Genomic DNA, 20,515 nt, shown 5'->3' with positions numbered 1-20,515 from the left:
AATAACCCCATCTTGGGATAGGATTACAAAAAACGGCTCGCTCGACAACGATTGATTAGATGTGCGTCGATAACTGAGATTTTTTTGTAGCGTAAATTTTCACTGAGTATTTGATGTTGTCGCGATTAGCTCCCAATGTGCTTGTAGTGTAAAGGTTTCTTTTGTGAAAAATAGCGGTCCAATAAGATTCCTGTTGCAGAAAATCGATTTTTCCACCAAGCTAAGTGGGCTTTGTGGGAGGAGCTATGACAAAGAATATAATTCTGGTGGATCCGTTGCCGCGGACTCTGGACCTGATCATGCGTCCGGAAGTTCGGACTCGACTAGAGGCGCTGGGTGAGCTTGTCATCAGCGAAGACAAGCCAATGGATGACGAGACGGTTGAGCGCTATCTGCCCGATACCGTGCTTCTGATAGGGCAGACAGCTATGCCCAAAGAGCGGCTTGATCGTGCGTCAAAGCTCAAAGGCATCTTCAATGTCGAAACGAACTTTCTGCCTAATATTGATTATCAGGCCTGCGTAGAGCGTGGCATATGGGTGCTGACGCCTGCTTCAGCCTTCGCAGGGCCGGTTGCTGAATCAGCTCTTGCAATGGCATTGGATCTGGCGCGTGGAATTACCACCGCAGACCGGGAAATGCGTGTGGGAACTGAACAATACGGCCTTGAAGGGAATGTCGATACAGTCCGCTTTATGGGATCAACCGTCGGTATCATCGGCTTTGGCGATCTTGGAAGGCAGTTTCGTGATCTCATTCGTCCGTTCCGCAACAAAACACTGGTTTATGATCCGTGGCTGCCGACAGAAATCATTGAGCGAGCAGATTGCATCCCGGCATCTCTCGATCAGGTGGTTAAGCAGAGCCAGTTCATTCTGGTTTTTGCCAGTGTAACCAGTGAAAATCAGGGTCTTATTGGTTCGCGCGAGTTTGCAATGATGCAAAAGGGCGCAAAGTTTCTGCTGATGAGCCGGGCTGCGGTTGTGGATTTTCCGGCCATGCTGGAGGCAGTTAAATCGGGACGTATTCAGGCCGCGACCGATGTTTTCCCGGATGAACCTGTAGCATTCGGTGATCCGGTACGTTCTATCGAAGGGCTTTTGCTTTCCGCGCATCGTACAGGCGGAACGCGTGATGCGTTCTATGAAATCGGTTCAATGACTGTCGCAGACGCTGAGCTGATCATGAAAGGTCTGCCGCCGCAATTGTGCCGCCGGGCTGATCCGGCAACGGCTGCGAAACTCCGGTCCAAGCCGGTGACGATCTCATAACATAAAAACAAGTCTGCCAATATTTTCACGTTCTATGGAGGAGAATGAACATGAAAGCCGGTAAAACTTTATTATTGTCAGCCGTTTTTGCGGTCGGTGCATTCATAAATGCATCTGCCGTGCAGGCAGCTGATTATGCTGTTATTCTGAAAACCCTGTCCAATCCATTCTGGCAATCGATGAAGCAGGGCGTTGAGGACAAAGCTAAGGAACTGGGCGTCGAGGTGGATATTTTTGCCTCTCCGACCGAAGATGATACGCAGGCGCAGTTGCAGCTTTTCGAGGATGTGTTGAACCGCGATTATAAGGCAATTATGTTTGCCCCGATTTCTCCGGTTAATCTCGTACAGCCAGCAGCTCAAGCCTATAAAAAGAACATTCCGCTGATCAATATTGATGAAAAGGTCGATCTCGCGGCTCTCAAGCAGGCGGGTGCCAACATTCAGGCTTTCATCACCACCGATAATAAGGCGGTTGGTGCAAATGGCGCTAATTTTATCATCGAAAAGCTGGGTGCTGACGGTGGCGAAGTTGCAATCATTGAAGGTAAGGCTGGTGTTGCATCGGGTGAAGACCGTAAAGCTGGTGCAACTGATGCTTTCAGCAAAGCATCCAATATCAAGCTGGTTGCAAGCCAGCCTGCGGACTGGGATCGCTTGAAAGCGCTCGATGTTGCAGCCAATATTCTGCAGTCCTCACCTAATCTGAAAGCTTTCTATTGTGCCAATGACACAATGGCGCTGGGCGTGGTGCAGGCCGTACAGAATGCTGGCAAGACCGGTGAAGTGATTGTTGTTGGAACAGATGGTGCGCCGGAAGCGCGTGAATCTGTTCAGGCCGGACGTCTTGATGCGACAGTTGCCCAGAACCCTGCAACAATCGGTGCAGATGCACTTGTTGCTGCTGTTGAAGCTGTCAAATCCGGCAAGTTGATTGCGCCGGATGCAGATGCGCCTCAGGTTAACATTGAATCTGTGCTGGTGACCAAACAGTAAGAAAAATCGGGTGCGGTTAGAGCTTTTCCGGCAAAACACGAAAAGTGAAGAGTTCTACCGCATCCTTTTCCTAACTCATCGTTGACCGGGGAGGGTTTCATGCCGGATTCTGGCCACGAATTGCCATGTCCTCTTATTAAGATGCGCAATATTGCCAAATCGTTTGGTGGTATTCAGGCATTGAAGGGCGTTGATCTCGATATTCATGCCGGTGAGGTGCATGTGCTGCTTGGCGAAAACGGCGCTGGCAAATCCACTCTCATGAAGGTTTTGTCGGGTGTGTTCGCGCCGACCGGCGGTGAAATCACCATTGATGGCCAAACACATACCCGTCTTACGCCGGGGCAGGCAGCTCAGTCTGGCATTTCGATTATCTATCAGGAACTCAGTATCATCGACGAGCTGTCAGCACTCGAAAATCTGTTTGTCGGTAATTTGCCGATTAAACGCAGGCTTCTATTGAAGAGCATAGACTGGAAACTGATGCGTTTGCGTGCGCAAGCCATTCTTGCCCGGCTGAAAATCAATATCAATCTGGATCGCCCGGCAGGTGATCTACCGATTGCCCATAAACAAATTCTCGAAATTGCCAAAGCTTTGATGGGAAATGTCAGAGTTCTGGTAATGGACGAGCCGACATCTTCACTCACGCGAGTTGAAATTCAGAGCCTTCTGCAACTGGTGAACCAGCTCCGTGAGGAAGGCATGGCGGTACTGTTCATCTCGCACAAGTTCGATGAAGTGCGCCAGATTGGTGACCGCTTTACGGTGCTTAAAGATGGTAGCTCCAATGGCACGGGTATGATCGCAGATTATACAAATGATGAGCTGGTTCAGATGATGGTTGGCCGTGCGCTGATACATAATTACACAAATCCGGCGCTGGATGATGAGTCGCCGGTTGTTCTGAAAGTCAGCAACGTTACTTCCGCCTCCAATGATCGCGTTCGGGACGTGAGTTTTGAAGTGCGTCATGGCGAAGTGTTTGGCTTTGCTGGTCTGATAGGTTCAGGCCGCACGGAACTGATGGAGTGCCTGTTTGGTGCAGATAAACGTGCTTCTGGTAAAATTGAACTCAATGGCCGCGATGTTACGCCCCGGTCCCCGTCTCAGGCTCTGAAAAATGGAATGGCTTTCATTACTGAGAACCGCAGAAAAACGGGTTTCTTTCAGAATTTTTCCATACTTGAAAACATAGTCCTTTCCAAGCGCGTGAAAGATGCTCCTCTGGATGGCATGGGTGCCGTTGTCAGCAAGCGCGATGACCGAAGACTTGCCGAGATCGAACGTAAAAAACTCAATGTGAAAAGCTCATCCGTCGATCAGATGGTAACTGAGCTTTCTGGCGGCAACCAACAAAAGGTGATTGTCGCCAAGTGGATAGCGACCGAACCTGACTTGATCATCTTTGACGAGCCGACGCGCGGTATCGATGTCGGTGCCAAAGCGGAAATCTACGCAATCATCCGGCAACTGGCCTTGCAGGGCAAAGCAATCATCGTGGTTTCGTCAGAGCTCGCAGAAGTGCTTGGGGTCTGTAACCGCATTGCAGTTTACCGCGATGGCAGCATCGCGACCATCGTTGATGGGCACAACGCAAATGAAGAAATCCTTTTAAGCCACGCTATCGGTGGAGCAGCATCATGAAAAAGTTTCAGGAGAACTGGGACAGATACGGCACACTGTGCATTCTGGTTGTTATTCTCGTTCTGTTTAGTGTCCTTTCGCCTGAGTATTTTCTGCGTCGGCAGAATCTTGTCCAGATCATGCTGCAAAGCTCGATCACGATCTTGCTAGCGCTGGGCGAGTTTTTCCCGATCCTGATCGCGGGCATTGATCTGTCGGTCGGTTCCATTCTGGCATTGGCGGGTATTGTGACTGGCAAACTGCTGCTTGCAGGTTTTGATCCCTATAGCGCGGCGCTGATCGGTGGTGCTGGCGTTGGCTTGACGCTCGGCGCATTCAACGGCCTTCTGGTCAATTTTACCGGACTACATCCGTTTATTATCACTCTGGGAACAAATGCCATTTTCCGCGGAATAACGCTGATTATTTCCGGTGCAAGTCCGGTTTTTGGCTTCCCCTACAGCTTCACGGAAACCTTTGCAGGTACGATTTTGTGGGTTCCTGTTCCTGTGATTGTAGCTTTCGGGATGGCCGCAATCCTTTGGTATTTAACGCAGCAGACAAGGCTTGGCCGAAATATCTATGCTATTGGCGGTAATCGTGAAGCTGCGTTTTTCTCCGGTATCAACGTTAAAAAACATACGCTGATCGTATTTATGATTTCCGGTCTTTGTGCGGGTCTTGCGGGTGTATTAAGCACGGCCCGTCTTGGTGCGGCCGAACCCGCAGCCGGTACGGGTTTTGAAACTTTCGCCATTGCGTCCGCGATTATTGGCGGAACCAGTTTCTTTGGTGGCAAGGGCCGTATTCCTTCTGTTGTAATCGGCGGGCTTATCATCGGTACGATCAGCAATGGTCTCAATCTGATGCGGGTGCCCACATTCTATCAATTAGTTGTCATGGGCGGCCTGATCATTGTAGCGGTTACTCTTGACCGTTTGATTGCCAACAGGAAGTAACAGGAGCGATTGCCTGCCAACATGACACGACAATCCCCGCCAAAGGCTAAAAAGCTGGCCCCGCCAAAGACCGAAAAGCCTGTGACTATTCAGGATGTGGCGAAATATGCAGGCGTCGCACCGAGCACTGTTTCCAATGTGCTGACCGGACGTAAATTCGTTCATCAGGATTTGCGGAAAACGGTTCTCGAAGCCGTTGCCGAGATGAACTACAAACCGAACTTCGTCGCTTCGAGCCTGCGGCAGGGGCGTACGAATTCCATCGGAATTATTGTACCAGATATAACCAATCCGTTCTTCTCGGAGTTTGTGCAGCGGGCGGGAACGGTTGCAATGCAGGATGGTATGCAACTTCTGCTCATGAACAGCAATGAACTGTCGGTCACACAGGCTGATTTGATCGATACGCTGATTGCGCGACAGGTGGATGGCTTGATTATCTTTCTCAGTGATGAGGAAATTTCATCCGGTGGCAATTCGCTAATCCGCTCTGTGCCGACTGTTCTGGTGGATCGCGGTGCCGAACTGCCGGATTTCGATACGGTTGCTATCGATAATAGTGCCGCCACCCATGCTGGCACTGCCCATCTTATTGAAATGGGACATAAGGAAATAACATTTCTCGCAACGCGGGACAGTCTGGTTCATATGAACCAGCGCGTTGAGGGCTACAAAAAAGCGATGACCGAGGCTGGGCTCTCGAACCATGTCAAAGTGATTTATGCCGGTGTAACGATAGAAGAGTGCAGGCATTCTTTAGAGCAACAGGTTTTTAGTCAGAAGCCACCGACAGCCTTGTTTGCATCGGCGTATATTGCAACACTTGGTGCTATCAAGGCCGCAAGACAGGCGGGGCTTGAGATACCCCGCGATATATCGCTGTTAGGCTTTGACGACTCGGACTGGATGACAGTGCTCAAGCCAACTATCAGCACGGTCGCACAGCCGATTGATGCGATGGTGGATAGCGCGTGGCAGCTTCTTATGCAGCGTATCGGGGAGCCTGAGCGACCGCTCTCGCATGTGGCGCATATGACGGATATGCGCGTGCGGGAATCTGTGGCTCAACAAATCTCAAAAACCGGAACAGATTGATCGGGAGAAAATTATGCAGAAAATTCGATTGGCTATGATCGGCGGTGGAGAAGGTGCGCTGATCGGAAACGTGCATCGTATTGCAGCACGGATGGATAATGAGTTTGAACTGGTCGCCGGTGATTTCAGTTCCGATCCTGAGCGCAATTTGCGATCTGCCAATGCATTGGGTGTCTCAAATGATCGGGTTTACGATACGGTAGAAGCGCTGATTGAGGGTGAGAAAGCGCGGCCTGATGGTGCGGAGGCGGTCGCTATCGTTACGCCCAATCATTTGCATTTTGATGCCGTCAAAGCCTGCTTGCAGGCGGGATTTCACGTTATTTGCGATAAGCCTGTGACCTCTGCATTAGAGGATGCCGTCGCGCTTGTTGACATTGTACGAAATGCGCCGGGCATGTTTTTCTTGACACATAATTACACCGGGAACGCCATGGTGCGGCAGATGCGCGACATGGTGCTTTCCGGAGAACTGGGCGAGATACGCTTTGTCAATTGCGAGTATGTTCAGGACTGGCTCAGCGAACCTGTCGAACTGCAGGGGTCCAAGGCCGCTGAATGGCGGACCGATCCTCAAAAGGCGGGCGCAGGTGGGGCAATCGGTGATATTGGAACGCATGCCTATAATCTCGCATCTTACGTAACAGGGCTGACGCCGGATAAACTTTGCGCTGATCTTACTTCGTTTATCAAAGGACGCAGGCTTGATGATAATGCTTCGATTCTGCTGCGTTATGACAATGGTGCAAAAGGGCAATTCTGGATCAGTCAGGTGGCGATCGGCAACGAAAACCGCTTGAATTGCCGCATATTTGGTACCAAAGGCTCACTTGAGTGGTCGCAGGAAGACCCGAACCGCCTTTGGTATTGCAAATCAGGGCAGCCACGCGCCATGCTAACGCGCGCAGGCGCTGGGGCGACCCACGGCAACACGCAATCAGCGCGTGTCCCTCCCGGTCATCCGGAAGGCTTTATGGAAGCCTTTGGTAACATTTATAAGTCGGCTGCCAATGCAATTCGCAGCCATCAGCAGCGCAAGAGCGATCCAAGCAATATTGCATATCCGACAATCGAAGACGGACTTAACGGACTTTATTTCATCGATGCCTGTATCCGCTCCAACGAAGCGGCACACGGCTGGGTCGATGTCGAAACCTGTGCGAGGGAGAGCGCATAATGAAAAGCTACAGCAACCAGATTGGTGTTCATGCCTTGGTATGGACCGGCGATACATCCAAGGCCTCAATTGAACTGGCTGCAAAGCGCAGCATTGAAACGGGTTATGATCTGCTTGAGCTCTCATTGCATGATCTCGATAATCTCGATGTCGATCATGCCCGTTCGGTTTTAAGCGCTTCTAACCTTTCGATTGTGTGCTCGCGTGGATTAGCATTTGATGCCGATGTTTCAAGCGATGACCTGTCTGTCGTTCGCAAAGGTGCGGAACTTCTTCATCATTCGCTGATTGCCACGCATAGCCTTGGCGGAAAACTTTTGACTGGCGCGCTCTATTCGGCGCTCGGGAAGTATGGAAAGCCCGCAAGTGCAAAAGGGCGTGATAATGCTGTTGCTGTTATCAGAGACCTTGCAAGTGAAGCCAACAAGCTTGGCGTTACTTTGGGATTAGAAGTGTGCAACCGCTATGAAACCCATCTCGTTAATACGGCAAGGCAAGCCCTGTCACTGGCCGATGATATCGGGGCGGATAACACGGTAATTCACCTCGATACCTATCACATGAATATTGAGGAAGATAACCTCATTCGTCCATTGCACGAAGTGGGTGAGCGGCTCGGATATATCCATATTGGTGAGAACCATCGCGGCTATCTGGGATCAGGACATATCGACTTCACCGGCTTCTTTCATGCCCTTGCTGACATAAAGTATCACGGACCGATTACGTTTGAATCCTTCTCTTCGGCAGTCATCGCAGAAGGGCTTTCTAACGATCTCGCAATCTGGCGTGATACCTGGTCTGATGGGTTTGAACTTGCAAAGCATGCACGTTCTTTTGTCGATACTCATCTTTCGGTGGCATAACACTTCAGTGGTTGCGGCAAGCTATTCAAAACCGTTGGTTCATCTGAACACGTGACCGGACGCGGTCTTCGCTAATGCGTTTTATCGCAGCTTCTCGAAAGACCGCGCATCGTCACATACTTGTGGAAAATGGCAACAAGCAAATTAATCCTCCTGATGTCAGACTGTACCCCTTTCACTCTCCGGCAGACCGACTTCTGTCGTATGGTTTAAAGCTTCAAGGTTCCAGCGAAAACATGCAACAATAATTCGCATTTTCTCGATGGAAATCTGCAGGGTCTCACCGGCTTGCCTTTCCCAATATCGCACGAATTTTAGAAACTGGTCGGTCCAGATTGGTCCCTTTTTTGACACGTGGTGAACAAGGCAACACAGCAAATATAGCAAAATTCACCTTTTACCATATGTTCCAGCTACCATTAATCAGCTTACTTTTTCTATGAGGTTACGAACATAACGTAACCTTTACCAACTCATCATCTGTTGATGATTAATTCATCGGCTATTTCCATGATCGACGGAACGTCATCCCCGGGACATATCCAACGGCGGTTTCACATCGTCACCGAGCGGACAAATATAAGGCGTTCTGGACGTCTGCTCGGCCAATGCTTCCTTCGCATCTTTCAACAGAAGCGGATCGGTAATCGCATTCAATCCAGTGGCAGCCATTGCCTTTGCAGCATGGACCATTGCTTTGTGTGCAGCGGGTGACTTTCCCTGTGCAACAATCTGCCAGGTATGAAACGGGGTACCTATCGCCACTGTTGGTGCGTGAACCTGAACTGTCGGTACAACCCAACTCACATCGCCAATATCCGTAGAACCAATAAAGGGTTTGCGATTGGTATTTTGTGGCGTGAGGAAGTTGGCGAGTGGCTCGTCTGTTACGGGCATGCCTATCGCTTTATAGACAGAAGTAATATCTTTTTCAGAGAATGTTTTACGAATTTCACCTGCGAATGCACGGTCCTGATCGTCAAAATCGGGCAATCCCAATTCATCCATCGCACTGTAAAGCGCATTTTCCAGCGGCTTATTGTCGAGAGTATTCGAAACGGCACTAACGATTTTCATCTCGACAGTTGTTTCTGTCATCATGGCAGCACCCTGTGCAATCTTATGCACACGATGAACAAGATCATTCATATCCTGCAACTCCATTGCGCGAATGGAATATCGAACGCGAGCATGAGCCTGCACGACATTGGGGGCAATGCCACCCGTATCAAGAATCGCTGAATGAACACGTGCATCTGACGGCATATGCTCACGCATGTAATTGACACCTACGCTCATGAGCTCAAGCGCATCAAGCGCGCTTCGCCCAAGGTGTGGAGCTGCGGCTGCATGCGCTGCGCGTCCTTTGAACGTGAAATCAGCGCGCGTATTGGCTAGTGAAAGTGCGGGAGCGACCTCCCAGAAACTGTATGGATGCCATGATATCGCAATATCGACATCATCAAAAGCACCGGCACGCACCATAAACGTTTTGGCGGCACCACCCTCTTCAGCCGGACAACCATAATAGCGCACACGCGCCGGAATGCCTTTTTCTGCAAGGTAGTTCTTCAAAGCAATTGCAGCGAGCATCGAGCCGGAGCCAAGCAAATTATGCCCGCAGCCATGACCGTGACCACCTGCCTCTATCGGCCGATGCTCTGAAACGCCCGCTTCCTGACTAAGTCCGGGCAACGCATCATATTCGCCTAGAAACGCAATAACAGGGCCGCCCTCTCCTGCTTCACCAATGACTGAAGTCGGAATATCCGCAATGCCCTCCACAACGCGAAAGCCCTGATGCAGAAGTTCCGCTTTATGCTCGGCCATAGAGCGAACCTCTGTGTAACAGACCTCCGGCATTCCCCATATGCGATCACTTAACTCGATAAGCCGCTGCTTCTGATCGTCGACTTTTTGCCAGAGCTCTTTACGGTTATTTGCACTCATTGACTGGTCCAATCTCTGCTTCTAAAGCTGCGCTGCTTCATCAAATACGAGTTGATCGGCTGGTGGAATTCTATTTTCAAACCAGAATGCAGCCGCAGCACGAGACATGGCAGCGCCATCATGACCAACGCCCTCAATATCGATGAGCTTCCAGTTAAATGGCAGTCCAAGCTTTTGGGCATGTGCCTTCGCGAATGCATAGACAAAATGTGCACGCTTGAAACGTGAAGCGCCCTGCGCCAGAGCTTCTGGCTGTGATGGGAGGTTCGGATCATCTTCTACAATGTCCTGATCGCCCGCGAATATATGCATGGGGTATGCAAACCAGCGCGCTAGCTGATCATTTGACAAACCGATACCCCCCATGCCTTCGGGAAACTCTCGATCAAAATCCGGCAGCGTGTACCAACCGGGATTGGCGGCAATCACCGCATGAAACGGATAGGTTTCCTGCGTCGCTAATAAGCGATGCGCAAATTGCCCACCCGCCGAATGGCCATATAGAAAAGCTGTTTTCTGATTGGTTGCGCCCGATTCTTGCAAAGCGGCAAAAACTCTTCCCGGTACACTATATAGCCATTCAGAGTGATCTCGAACGCTTGCATCTGCACGACGGACAAGTCCATTGTTATAGCTTTCAGCCATAGGGAAATAGGCATCTGAGAACGTCGGCGCAGCTATGAGCAATCCGTGCTTTTCGGCTGCGGGTATCCAGAAATCCCGGTATTCATCACCATTACGAAGCATACCGTGCTGGACAATGATAACAGGGTTTTGCGGTTGATAATTCTCTGGCCGATAAAAGTTCACTTCCAGCGGACGATCAGGCTGATACCGATCAATAAATGGGAGCGCACTTCTCCCGACTTCTGGACTGAGCGATGAGGTGATCATTGTAACTCCGAATTATGCAAATGACATGCCGCGCTTTGATGCGCAGAAACTTCTTTAAGTTCAGGGCGATGTTCGCTGCAAACCGGCATGGCTTGCGCGCAACGCGGGTGGAAAGGGCAACCGCTAGGCGGTGCGAGAGGCGACGGTAAATCGCCTTTGAGCGGCTCGAAGTTGCGCTTGCGCCGCTTGACCGAAGGACTGGCATTGAGCAAGGCCGCGCTGTAGGGATGTGCAGGGTTTGCAAAAACATCCGCAGCCGATCCGATCTCTACAATCCGGCCAAGATACATGATCGCGATACGGTCACTGATGTGACGCACCACCCCCAGATCGTGACTGACGAACAGATATGTCAGTCCGTATCGGTCGCGCAGGTCCATAAACAGATTGATGACCTGTGCCTGGATGGAGACATCAAGCGCCGAAACAGGTTCGTCACAAACCAGGAAATCTGGTTTAACGGCAAGCGCACGCGCAATGCCGATACGCTGTCGCTGACCACCAGAAAACTGATGCGGATAGCGTTCACGATAAGCCACATCAAGACCGACCTCTTCCAATGCACGGTCAACCATGGCCGGTATCTCGCTTTTCGGCATCAGCTTGTGAACCTTCAGCGCTTCCGCGACAATCGCATGAACCTTCATCCTGGGATCAAGCGAAGCAAACGGATCCTGAAAAATCATCTGCACCTTCAGCAGAAAGTCGAGCTTTTCGCGGTCACGCAATTCAGCGACGTTTTTATTTTTATAGAAGACATCGCCCGTCGTCGGCTTATGGATGCCGGTTGCTATACGTGCCAAGGTGGACTTACCACAACCAGATTCTCCAACCAGTCCAAGAACCTCACCCTTTTTGACGCTAAGATCAACACCTTCTACAGCGCGTAACAGCCTGTTGGGCTGCTTTTTTCCGGCAAGAGCGAGGATTTTCTCGGCGGCCGTCACTCTGGATTCAAAGTGTTTGCGAACGCCTTTCATCTCGAACAAAATATCGCTCACGAGATCACCTCCAAGCTCGCAACCGGGTTGTGGCAACGGAAAATATGATCTCCAACACTCTGCTTTTCTGGATATATATTGGTGCAAACGTCGATGACGTGATCACAGCGCGTTCGGAATGGACATCCGGATGGTCGCGCATCGATACGAGGCGCATTACCATTGATTTGGTGAAGTCGCTCACCCGGACGAACCATGCCTGTTGAGGAGCTCAGCAAGCCAAGCGTGTAGGGATGCATAGGGCGATCAAGCACATCATCCACCAAACCGCTTTCGACAATCTGCCCGGCATACATAACCGCAACTCGATCAGCCAATTCGGCAACGACTGCAAGATCGTGCGTGATCCATAGAACCGCTGTTCCGGTTTCGCGCGCCAGTTTCTGAACCTCATAAAGGATCTGGCTCTGTATAGTGACGTCCAGCGCGGTCGTCGGCTCATCGGCGATAATAAGATCGGGACTATTGAGCAAAGCTATTGCAATAGCCACACGCTGACGCATGCCACCTGAAAACTCGTGCGGATATTGTTTCAATCGCGCTTCCGGTGAAGAAATGCCAACTCGTGTCAGTGCCTGCATAGCCTCGCCGCGTGCTTGCTCACGGCTACAGCTCCGATGCTCGAAAATTGCTTCAAGCATCTGCTCTCCGATGGTAAGGACCGGATTGAGCGTAGACAGCGGATCTTGAAAGATCATCGCAATACGGTCACCGCGCATCGAACGCAATTGTTCCTCTGAGGCCATCCGAAGATCGGTTCCGTTGAAAAGTACCTTGCCCTCAACAATCTCTCCCGGCGCATCAATCAACTGAACAATCGAAAAGCCCGTTACCGATTTTCCGGAACCGGATTCTCCTACGAGGCAAAGAACTTCGCCGCGTTCGACCTGAAGATCGACCCCATCAACCGCGGACCATGCCCCGCCGAGTAAGTGAAAGACCGTGCGCAGACCTTTTATATCAAGAAGTGCTGTCATGCGTTGGCTCTCACATTAAAGCTGCGGCGAACACGATCACCCACAAAATTCAGCGAAATAATCAGCAGAACAAGTGCTACGCCGGGAAAAACAGCGATCCAGTATTCACCTGAAAGCAGATACTCAAAACCATTCGCAATCAACAAACCAAGAGATGGCTGTGTTACGGGTACACCGACACCGAGAAACGACAAGGTAGCTTCAAGCGTTATCGCACCCGCAATACTGATTGTGGACATGACCAGCACAGAGCCGACCGAGTTCGGCAGCAGGTGCGCCAGCATGATATGGCGTGTTGGAAGACCGAAATTGACTGCGGCCTCAATATATTCTTTGCGCCGTTCAACCATCGCAGAAGCACGCATCAGGCGCGCATATTGCGCCCACTGAACCACGATGATAGCGAAAATCACCTTATCTATTCCGCGCCCAACAGATGCCAAAAGCACGAGGGCTACGAGGATCGATGGAAACCCAAGCATGAAATCGACAAAACGCATGATGAGCGTATCAACAATTCCACCGCTTTGCGCTGCAAATAATCCAGCGGTAACGCCGATGATCATCGCACCAAGTGTCGACAGAAGTCCAACAAGCAAGCTTGTGCGAAGGCCGTAAAGGATTGCACTGACCATATCGCGCCCCTGCGCATCAGTGCCAAGCCAGTATGTCATTCCAGTCATGCTGGCTGAACCGGGTGGAAGCCGATTGTCCATGACACTCAGCGAACCAAGGTCATAGGGATCTTGAAGCGCAATAAATGGTGCCAAGATCGCTAGCAGCACCATACATGCAAGAAGAATAGCAGCACCGCGCATCGTGGGTTTATTGCGAATGCGCTTGAGGACAAGCTTGCGCAAAGATGTGTTAGCAGCTTCGGGAATAACGGGCTTGTTCATACCATCTCTCCCGAAAGCTTCACTCTTGGGTCGAGGGCTGCATAAAGGACGTCGACGAGAAAATTGACACCGACGAAAAGCAGCGTCGCCAACATGACATAGGCAACCACAACCGGGCGATCGAGCTGATAGATACTATCGATCAGAAGTTTACCCATGCCCGGCCAGGAGAACACCGTTTCCGTGATGGTGGAGAAGGCAACCAGACTACCGAATTCAATGCCCGCGACGGTTACAACGGGGATAAGAATATTGCGCATGATATGCCGAAAAACGATACGTTTATGACGCACGCCCTTGGCGCGGGCAAACTTAACATAGTCCTGCGTTGTGGCCTCGGCCGTGCCAGCAGCAACGAGTCGCACCAACAGGGCGGATGTCGGGACAGCAAGGTTGAGTGTTGGTAGAATAAGATGGCGCAAGCCATCGAGGGTAAAAAGGCTTGTCTGAATTCCGAAGAGGGCAACCGTCTCGCCTCTTCCTGCAGTTGGAAGCCAGCCGAGAACCACACTGAACAGCAAAATCAACATCATTCCCTTCCAGAAACTAGGAAGAGAAAAGCCGATGACTGTTCCAGCCAAAACAATCCGCGAAAAGCGACTTTCAGTATTCAGACCCGCATACAGTCCCAAAGGTACACTGACGATTGTAGCAAGCGTCATAGACAAGAGTACCAACTCTAATGTGGCGGGAAGACGCCCAAGTATGAGGGACACAACCGGCACGCCATGGACAAAGGACGTCCCCAAATCGCCTTGCAGAGCATTGTCAAGAAAGGTGAAATATTGCTGCCATACCGGCAGATCCAGTCCAAGCCTCTTAATTAATGCCAGCCTTTCGGCAGCACTAACCTGTGGTGGTACCAGCAGTTCAATTGGATCACCAATGCCATAAATGGCAAAGAATACGGCTACCGAAACCGCCAGCAGTACCAGCGCGCTCTGGATCAAGCGCTGCAAAGCATATACAGTCATCACATTTTACCCGAACTGTATTGAGAGGTTTTTGCATGCGCCCGATAGGGCGCACGCAATTCTAAAGAAGATAATTACTTCTTCGGCTTCGCTGACATTGCAAGGGTGAACTGATCAGAACGGCCGGTGAAATCGATATCGGCCTTATGAGCCCAGATGCCACTTTCGAAATGCAACGGAATAAACGCATAATCCTTCAGCACTTCAGTCGTCGCCTGCTGCAAAAGCGCAGAACGCTTATCGTCGTCCATCGTTTCCACAGCCTCATAAATCAGCTTGTCGAAAGCAGGATTCTTGTAACTTCCATAATTGGAACCGCCCATCGTACCCGCTTCATTAGGTGATGCAGGCCACTGACGCAGGAACGACGAAGCTTCGCCGCTCGTCGAGGCCCATCCACCCAGTGCAACACTCAATTCTTTCTTAGAGCGACGCGGGAAATACAATGCACGTGTCATTGCATCAACATCGGCTTTAATCCCAATCTGCGTCAGATATTGCGCAACAACCTGCGTAATCTGGCTATCATTGATGTAACGATCATTTGTCGTTGAGAGGGTGAGTTCAAATCCGTCTGGGTAGCCCGCTTCTGCAAGGAGCTTCTTAGCAGCAGCAGGATCATAACGCAGCTCCGGCGCGTCCGGCAGTGTACCAAACATGCCCTTCGGCAGGAACTCATTTGCCTGCTCAGCGGCGCCATCCATCAGACGGGCGATAATTGCTTGTCTGTCAATCGCCAGCGACATGGCTTCACGCACACGAACATCCTGCAAAGGATTTTTGCCGTCAGCAGATTTGACAAAGGGGCTTTGTTCACGACCCACATCCAGCTGGTAATAAATGACGCGGGTAGTCGGAGTGACTTCAGCAACGAAACGCTTGTCGTCCTTAATACGCTTCAGATCACGCGCCGCTGGATTTTCGACAAGATCATAATCTCCGGCAAGCAGACCGGCCAATCGCGTTCCGGCATTCGGGACAGGAATAAAACGTACGCTTTCCCAAGGCTCTTTATCACCCCAGTAATTATCATTCCGCTCTAAGTCGATCGTGGATCCTTTTACATAGCTTTTCAGCTTGTAAGGCCCAGTTCCGATCGTCTTTTTACCGTCATTAAAGTCACCAACAACTGGCCAGGCACCCGTGACACCACAATTATTGGCTGGATCAAAAGTAATTTTCCCATGATCAACAATCGACGAGCTTAAAATTCCGACCGTCCCCATAAAGGTTGCAAGCAGTGGCTCAGGAACTTTTGTCGTGATGATCAGGGTTTTAGCGTCAGGTGCTTCGACCGATTCAAAATTTGCTGTAATATCCGCAAACGAACCAGAAACTGCGGTTTCATTTTTTAATGTGCGGCAAAAGGTAAACAGCACGTCATCAGCTGTGAAGGGTGTTCCATCAGAGAATTTGACGCCGTCACGCAGCTTGAAAGTCCACTTGTTCTTGCCATCGTTCTCCCATGATTCAGCCAGAGCCGGATGCAACTTCTGCTTCTCATCCTGCCTGGTCAGACTATCGAAAATATGCGCCGCCAGCGCATTGTTCGGCGTCAGATCATGATAATGGGGATCAACAGCAGTCGCTTCCGAAGAAAGCGCGACTTTAAGAGTCTGGGCATTTGCTGCACCACACAGAACTGTGGACGCAAAAAGGCTAGCTATCACGAGCTTTTTGTACATAACTATATTCGTTCCCTTGGAGTAGACATCTTTTTGATGTGATTATTTTCATTTTTAGATTATATGAAAATTTCTAGACGTCAACGGCGGAAATAATCAATGGCCACAACTTTGAGTCCCAAGTCAGAATTTGCTCAGCGAATGGCTGAGGTTTATCCGTCTCTGAGCAAGTCCCATCAGAAGATTGCCGATTTCGTTCTGGCGCGACCGTTAGATGTTGTGGCTATGTCAATTGACGGCGTCGCGGAGGCAAGCGGCAGTTCCACCGCAACGATTACACGATTTGTAAAAACCGCAGGATACAGCGGGTTTAGTGAGTTTCGCGAGCGAATTGTATCAGATTATCAGTCAATTTCATCCGGAGTAGCTGATTATCAAAACCATGAAAGTAGCCTAAACGGCCAAACGTCAACCCTTCACAGATTGCTCATAGACAATGTGCACAACGTACAAAACACGGTCTCAAACATCGACTATGTAACGGCCCAGAGTTTCATAAGTTCTATCATTGAAGCACATCGCATCATCATATTGGGAACAGGTGCGAGCCACTATGCCGCATCATATCTTGAGGAAGGTTTGGCGCTCTATACCGAAAAAAGCGTGACAAACGCTCTTGTGCGCGGTGCCAGCTCATATTCAAGCAATATTATCAATTCTATCACGGAGAGAGACGTCGTTATTGCAATATCTATTCCCAGATATTCGCAAAGCACTTTGGATCTTACGAAGTTGGCAAAATCCAAAAATGCCAAGATCTTGGTATTAACCGATAGCCCGACTTCGCCCCTCGCTTCACTTGCAAACAGCGTGATTTATGCGACGGCCAAGAGTGAATTGTTGCCCAACTCACCTTCCGCAATTTTCACCGTTGCTGAAGCAATTGTTGCAACGGTTGCTGAGCAAAGGCCCGATATAGTCGAGTCATTGCGAAAAATCCCGCCACCGAACATCATTCGGTGACGGTTCGTCGCGTGCTAAAGACCGCGACTTTCTCGTCAAAGAAATCGAATACGCCAGCCTTGCAATGTTGATGGGCTTTGCCCGTGGCTGGAAGCCGACAGTGTTTGTAAAATGAGTAGATCACGCGGCGAGCCGCCAAAGACGCTCATCAACAAGGATTATCCATTTCAAGTCGTGCTTTTTTTGACCGACTGGACAGGACAAATCTTATCCAAATGCTGAATGACAGCACGCGTCTGGGTGGATATCACCTTTGGGTTAGCGCACGGCATGATATCAAATACTTCGAAATAGCTATGTTCAAAACGGAAGAAGGCCAGCACGAGTACATCAGGCTTTATAGCGGCGGTACGCATGATCCATGGGATTAAAAATCTAAACCATGGGAGAAATACTTTGAAAAATGCGATCAAAACCTCGCCAATTAGAAGCAATACCACCTGAAACGCGTATCGAGGATATGGTGTCGTGGTATAAGTTGAACGGTTACTGTTTTCCGTGTGGCCATATTGGACCAATTCAGCACAAGATCATTCTGCGCAAGTTTGGCACGCACACCTCTTTCATTGACCTTCACAAGCGAATGCGTTGCACAGTTTGCAATTCAAAGGGTGAAAGTCAGTTTGGCGTAAGAAAAATTCCTCGCTGGAACTATACGCAATTGGACTGAGTAGTTGGGCGGCATCAATTGACGCCCTATTCTCTTCCTTGCAGGAGGATCACATGTGCAATCTGTACAACATCACGACAAACCATGAAGCCATGCGCCGATTGTTTCCAAAATTTGGCGACGTGACGAACCGTGTTGATCCTCAATTGGACGTTTACCCAGATTATCCCGCCCCAGTCATCCGAAATCTCGCTGAAGGAGCATGAGTTGGCATATCTTCGCCGGGGAATGCCAACGCCACCCCTATACGTGACGGGCGAAGCAGATACGGGCGTCACGAACATTCGCAACCTAACCTCTCCTCATTGGCGGCGATGGCAAGGCGTTGAAAGCCGGTGCATTGTTCCAGCCACCTCATTCTTTGAATACGGTCAAACGCCAGATCCAAAAACGAAGCGCAAGCCGCTGCACTGGTTCGCTCTGAATGAGGAAAAGCCGCTGTTTGCGTTCGCTGGCATCTGGACGACATGGCAAGGCGTGCGGAAGAAAAAGGAAGGGCCGGCCGAAGTCGATATATTCGGCTTTCTAACTACTGAGCCTAACGCAGTCGTTAAGCCGGTCCATCCCAAAGCAATGCCCGTCATTCTTCGCACGACAGAGGACATTGAAACCTGGCTTCTCGCTCCATGGGATGAGGCAAAGGAAATGCAGAAACCATCGCCAGACGCGGACTTTATCGATTTCACACCCACAAATGACAATGAGGAGGAGCAAAAAAACTTATTCTCGTTTTTTGGCATGTCAATTTCTAATGGCATGAATAAAGGCTTCCATCCGCTTAGTATAAATTTCTCCACAAAGTTTACTATGAAGTAAAAATTGGTGTAAATTTTGAATATCAAGCTTTAATGAAAATTGTTCCACGAAATATCATCAATAGGTTGCGGCCATATATTTAGCTCATTAGAAAATGATACCTATAACTGCAAAATATGGAGAAATATATGCGCCGTCTAATTATTGCAGCAGCAATTACCGGAACAACATTGACTTCCGCATTTGCTCAACAGCCAACGCCTGAACAGATGGAAATGGCTTACAATGCCGCGCGCAATCAACTTGGCGTGCTCTCATACTGCCAGGAAAAGGGATTTATTGACGGCAGCGCAATCGAAGTTCAGGCAAAGTTGATGACGCTAGTTCCAACTCCCGCTGACGTCTCTAAGGGCGATGCAGCTGAAGCTCTCGGTAAAGAAGGAAAAGTTTCAGCTATGGGCATGGAGCAGGACATTCAAACGTCAGCAAAGGCTCAGGGCATTGATGAAGCGAAGCTTTGTGAAATGATGGCTAGCACCATTAAACAAGCAGCAGCCAACTTGCCAAAATAAAAAAGTAGCCCTGCTCGTTGTAAGCGCAGTGGGGCTTTTTCTCGTCCTACGCCAGCACTACAAGAACTTGATCAAGGCGCTTGTTGAAAACCGCCATCGCAATTCTCATCGAGGGCACGCAAAAGTCCATCTGGCTTAGTTAATTGGCGGAGGCTGGCGGCACTTGCTCGGAGGAAGCAGGCGGGACAGAGTGCTCGCTGTTTGCTGGAGTTTCCGGTTCGATGACATTGCCGAATATCTCTATCCCGATCCAAACGACTGCCGCCGCAGCAAGACTGACCAACAATATAATGAGTACTGGTTTGCCTTCTTTGCCCTGCCGCGCCTCGGTGGGGTTTAACTTTTTCACGAGATATTCCTCCTGTCAGAATAAACCTAACTAAGAGGCCAACCGTCAAAGCGCGAATAAGTTCCGTTCTGGCGCTAGCGCCTTCTATTTCTTATCCTGCACCAGCAGAAAAGAGAGCGAGCAACACAATAATCCATTCTCTAAGATTTAGTGTCCTCCTCCCTATTTCAAAAAAATAAACCCGCCGCAGCGGGTTTAAGTTATCGTTCAACTAATTTCAGTAATCACTTAATTTTCATCGAGCAACTGATAGCTGAATGTATGACATTCATTGAACTTACATTGTACGCCAACAGATGCGAAATTCACCACTGCAATTACGACCACGTAAACGCTTAAAATACCGGCTAGTGTTTTCAGGATCGGAAATTCAGAAACAGGTCTGTCACGCCACTGAGTATTTCCACCCCAGACAACCAGTTGTGCAGCCAATGCGATGATTAAGCATGTCGCTATCAACACCGACCATACAGGCATGTGCATCCCAAAAACCGCACTGCCCACATATTCATGTCCAGGTCGAGGGTAAATGTCGAGCAAGGTCTGACGTACGGCAATAACGAGCAAGAGAACTGAAAAACCGAGACTAATACCTGTGTTGCGATAGGAATAGCCGTGTCGGAACTGCTGCATGATTCCAAAACAGACACCGAACATTGCTGCACGTTGCAATAAGCATAACGGGCACGGCAGTTCACCGCTAACGTACTGCAATGTCATTGCGGCCGTCAGAATTGACGCAACGACAGCCATCATGCCGAGCATGTAGAAGTAAAGAAACCCCGCCAGTGTGCCTCTGTCTTTATAAGCTTGCGTATCCATAATAACCATATCAG

General features: G+C 49.9%; 19 protein-coding genes and 1 pseudogene. 11 read left to right on the top strand and 9 right to left on the bottom strand.

Features of this window, described 5'->3' with window-relative positions; all coding sequences use genetic code 11:
• The first annotated feature begins 245 nt into the window (after positions 1-245).
• From J2782_RS16370 to J2782_RS16340, 7 genes are all read left to right on the top strand, one after another.
• Positions 246-1,271 (top strand): hydroxyacid dehydrogenase, encoded by a 1,026-nt coding sequence (locus tag J2782_RS16370; RefSeq protein WP_310014509.1) that lies wholly within the window; start codon positions 246-248, stop codon positions 1,269-1,271.
• A gap of 50 nt (positions 1,272-1,321) precedes the next feature.
• Entirely contained in the window at positions 1,322-2,266 is a 945-nt protein-coding gene (gene alsB, locus J2782_RS16365; RefSeq protein ID WP_310014506.1) for a D-allose transporter substrate-binding protein, read from the top strand.
• A 99-nt stretch (positions 2,267-2,365) separates the two neighbouring features.
• Positions 2,366-3,913 carry a sugar ABC transporter ATP-binding protein gene (locus tag J2782_RS16360; RefSeq protein ID WP_310014505.1) on the top strand — a complete coding sequence of 516 codons (1,548 nt, stop codon included), beginning with the start codon at positions 2,366-2,368 and terminating at the stop codon, positions 3,911-3,913.
• On the top strand, positions 3,910-4,851 hold the full coding sequence (gene alsC / locus J2782_RS16355) for a D-allose ABC transporter permease (RefSeq protein WP_310014504.1): 942 nt from the start codon (positions 3,910-3,912) through the stop codon (positions 4,849-4,851). The genes J2782_RS16360 and alsC overlap by 4 nt, the downstream gene beginning before the upstream one ends.
• Before the next feature lie 21 nt (positions 4,852-4,872).
• Complete coding sequence (locus J2782_RS16350; protein WP_310014503.1) at positions 4,873-5,946, top strand: LacI family DNA-binding transcriptional regulator; 1,074 nt, start codon at positions 4,873-4,875, stop codon at positions 5,944-5,946.
• A 13-nt stretch (positions 5,947-5,959) separates the two neighbouring features.
• A complete protein-coding gene (locus J2782_RS16345) occupies positions 5,960-7,123 on the top strand; it encodes a Gfo/Idh/MocA family protein (protein WP_310014502.1) in 1,164 nt (387 codons plus the stop codon).
• On the top strand, positions 7,123-7,989 hold the full coding sequence (locus J2782_RS16340) for a sugar phosphate isomerase/epimerase family protein (RefSeq protein ID WP_310014501.1): 867 nt from the start codon (positions 7,123-7,125) through the stop codon (positions 7,987-7,989). The genes J2782_RS16345 and J2782_RS16340 overlap by 1 nt, the downstream gene beginning before the upstream one ends.
• 525 nt (positions 7,990-8,514) lie before the next feature.
• Here J2782_RS16340 and J2782_RS16335 read toward each other — a convergent pair.
• The 7 genes from J2782_RS16335 to J2782_RS16305 all read right to left on the bottom strand — a co-directional run bounded on the left by J2782_RS16335 (position 8,515) and on the right by J2782_RS16305 (position 16,369).
• Positions 8,515-9,939, bottom strand: a complete 1,425-nt coding sequence (locus J2782_RS16335) for a M20 family metallopeptidase (RefSeq protein WP_310014500.1) — start codon at positions 9,937-9,939, stop codon at positions 8,515-8,517.
• 21 nt (positions 9,940-9,960) lie between these two features.
• A complete protein-coding gene (locus tag J2782_RS16330; RefSeq protein ID WP_310014498.1) occupies positions 9,961-10,833 on the bottom strand; it encodes an alpha/beta hydrolase family protein in 873 nt (290 codons plus the stop codon).
• Positions 10,830-11,834, bottom strand: a complete 1,005-nt coding sequence (locus tag J2782_RS16325; RefSeq protein WP_310014497.1) for an ABC transporter ATP-binding protein — start codon at positions 11,832-11,834, stop codon at positions 10,830-10,832. The genes J2782_RS16330 and J2782_RS16325 overlap by 4 nt, the downstream gene beginning before the upstream one ends.
• A complete protein-coding gene (locus tag J2782_RS16320; protein WP_310014495.1) occupies positions 11,831-12,811 on the bottom strand; it encodes an ABC transporter ATP-binding protein in 981 nt (326 codons plus the stop codon). The genes J2782_RS16325 and J2782_RS16320 overlap by 4 nt, the downstream gene beginning before the upstream one ends.
• Positions 12,808-13,710 carry an ABC transporter permease gene (locus tag J2782_RS16315; protein ID WP_310014493.1) on the bottom strand — a complete coding sequence of 301 codons (903 nt, stop codon included), beginning with the start codon at positions 13,708-13,710 and terminating at the stop codon, positions 12,808-12,810. The genes J2782_RS16320 and J2782_RS16315 overlap by 4 nt, the downstream gene beginning before the upstream one ends.
• The gene (locus J2782_RS16310) at positions 13,707-14,684 is read right to left on the bottom strand and encodes an ABC transporter permease (RefSeq protein ID WP_310014491.1); all 978 of its coding nucleotides are present in this window, start codon (positions 14,682-14,684) and stop codon (positions 13,707-13,709) included. The genes J2782_RS16315 and J2782_RS16310 overlap by 4 nt, the downstream gene beginning before the upstream one ends.
• Positions 14,685-14,758: 74 nt before the next feature.
• Positions 14,759-16,369: an ABC transporter substrate-binding protein gene (locus tag J2782_RS16305; RefSeq protein ID WP_310014490.1), complete on the bottom strand. Its 1,611-nt coding sequence runs from the start codon at positions 16,367-16,369 to the stop codon at positions 14,759-14,761.
• Positions 16,370-16,468: 99 nt separating this feature from the next.
• Here J2782_RS16305 and J2782_RS16300 point away from each other — a divergent pair, with 99 nt between their 5' ends.
• The 4 genes and pseudogenes from J2782_RS16300 (at position 16,469) to J2782_RS16285 (ending at position 19,330) form a co-directional block, all read left to right on the top strand.
• Positions 16,469-17,332 (top strand): MurR/RpiR family transcriptional regulator, encoded by an 864-nt coding sequence (locus J2782_RS16300; protein WP_310014489.1) that lies wholly within the window; start codon positions 16,469-16,471, stop codon positions 17,330-17,332.
• 215 nt (positions 17,333-17,547) lie between these two features.
• The gene (locus J2782_RS16295) at positions 17,548-17,703 is read left to right on the top strand and encodes a hypothetical protein (RefSeq protein WP_310014487.1); all 156 of its coding nucleotides are present in this window, start codon (positions 17,548-17,550) and stop codon (positions 17,701-17,703) included.
• Positions 17,704-18,055: 352 nt separating this feature from the next.
• A pseudogene (locus J2782_RS16290) lies at positions 18,056-18,728 on the top strand (SOS response-associated peptidase); the annotation flags it as partial.
• A gap of 206 nt (positions 18,729-18,934) precedes the next feature.
• The gene (locus J2782_RS16285) at positions 18,935-19,330 is read left to right on the top strand and encodes a pore-forming ESAT-6 family protein (RefSeq protein WP_310014484.1); all 396 of its coding nucleotides are present in this window, start codon (positions 18,935-18,937) and stop codon (positions 19,328-19,330) included.
• Positions 19,331-19,469: 139 nt separating this feature from the next.
• Here the strand turns inward: J2782_RS16285 and J2782_RS16280 are convergent, their stop codons facing one another.
• Entirely contained in the window at positions 19,470-19,679 is a 210-nt protein-coding gene (locus tag J2782_RS16280; protein ID WP_310014483.1) for a hypothetical protein, read from the bottom strand.
• Between the two features lie 228 nt (positions 19,680-19,907).
• Positions 19,908-20,510, bottom strand: a complete 603-nt coding sequence (locus J2782_RS16275; RefSeq protein WP_310014482.1) for a disulfide bond formation protein B — start codon at positions 20,508-20,510, stop codon at positions 19,908-19,910.
• Positions 20,511-20,515 lie beyond the last annotated feature (5 nt).

Origin of the sequence: Brucella pseudogrignonensis (assembly GCF_031454375.1) — a bacterium.
Classification (GTDB): Bacteria; Pseudomonadota; Alphaproteobacteria; order Rhizobiales; family Rhizobiaceae; genus Brucella; species Brucella pseudogrignonensis_A.
Note: the sequence above shows the minus strand (reverse complement) of the source record. Positions and strands in the feature narration are given on the sequence as shown.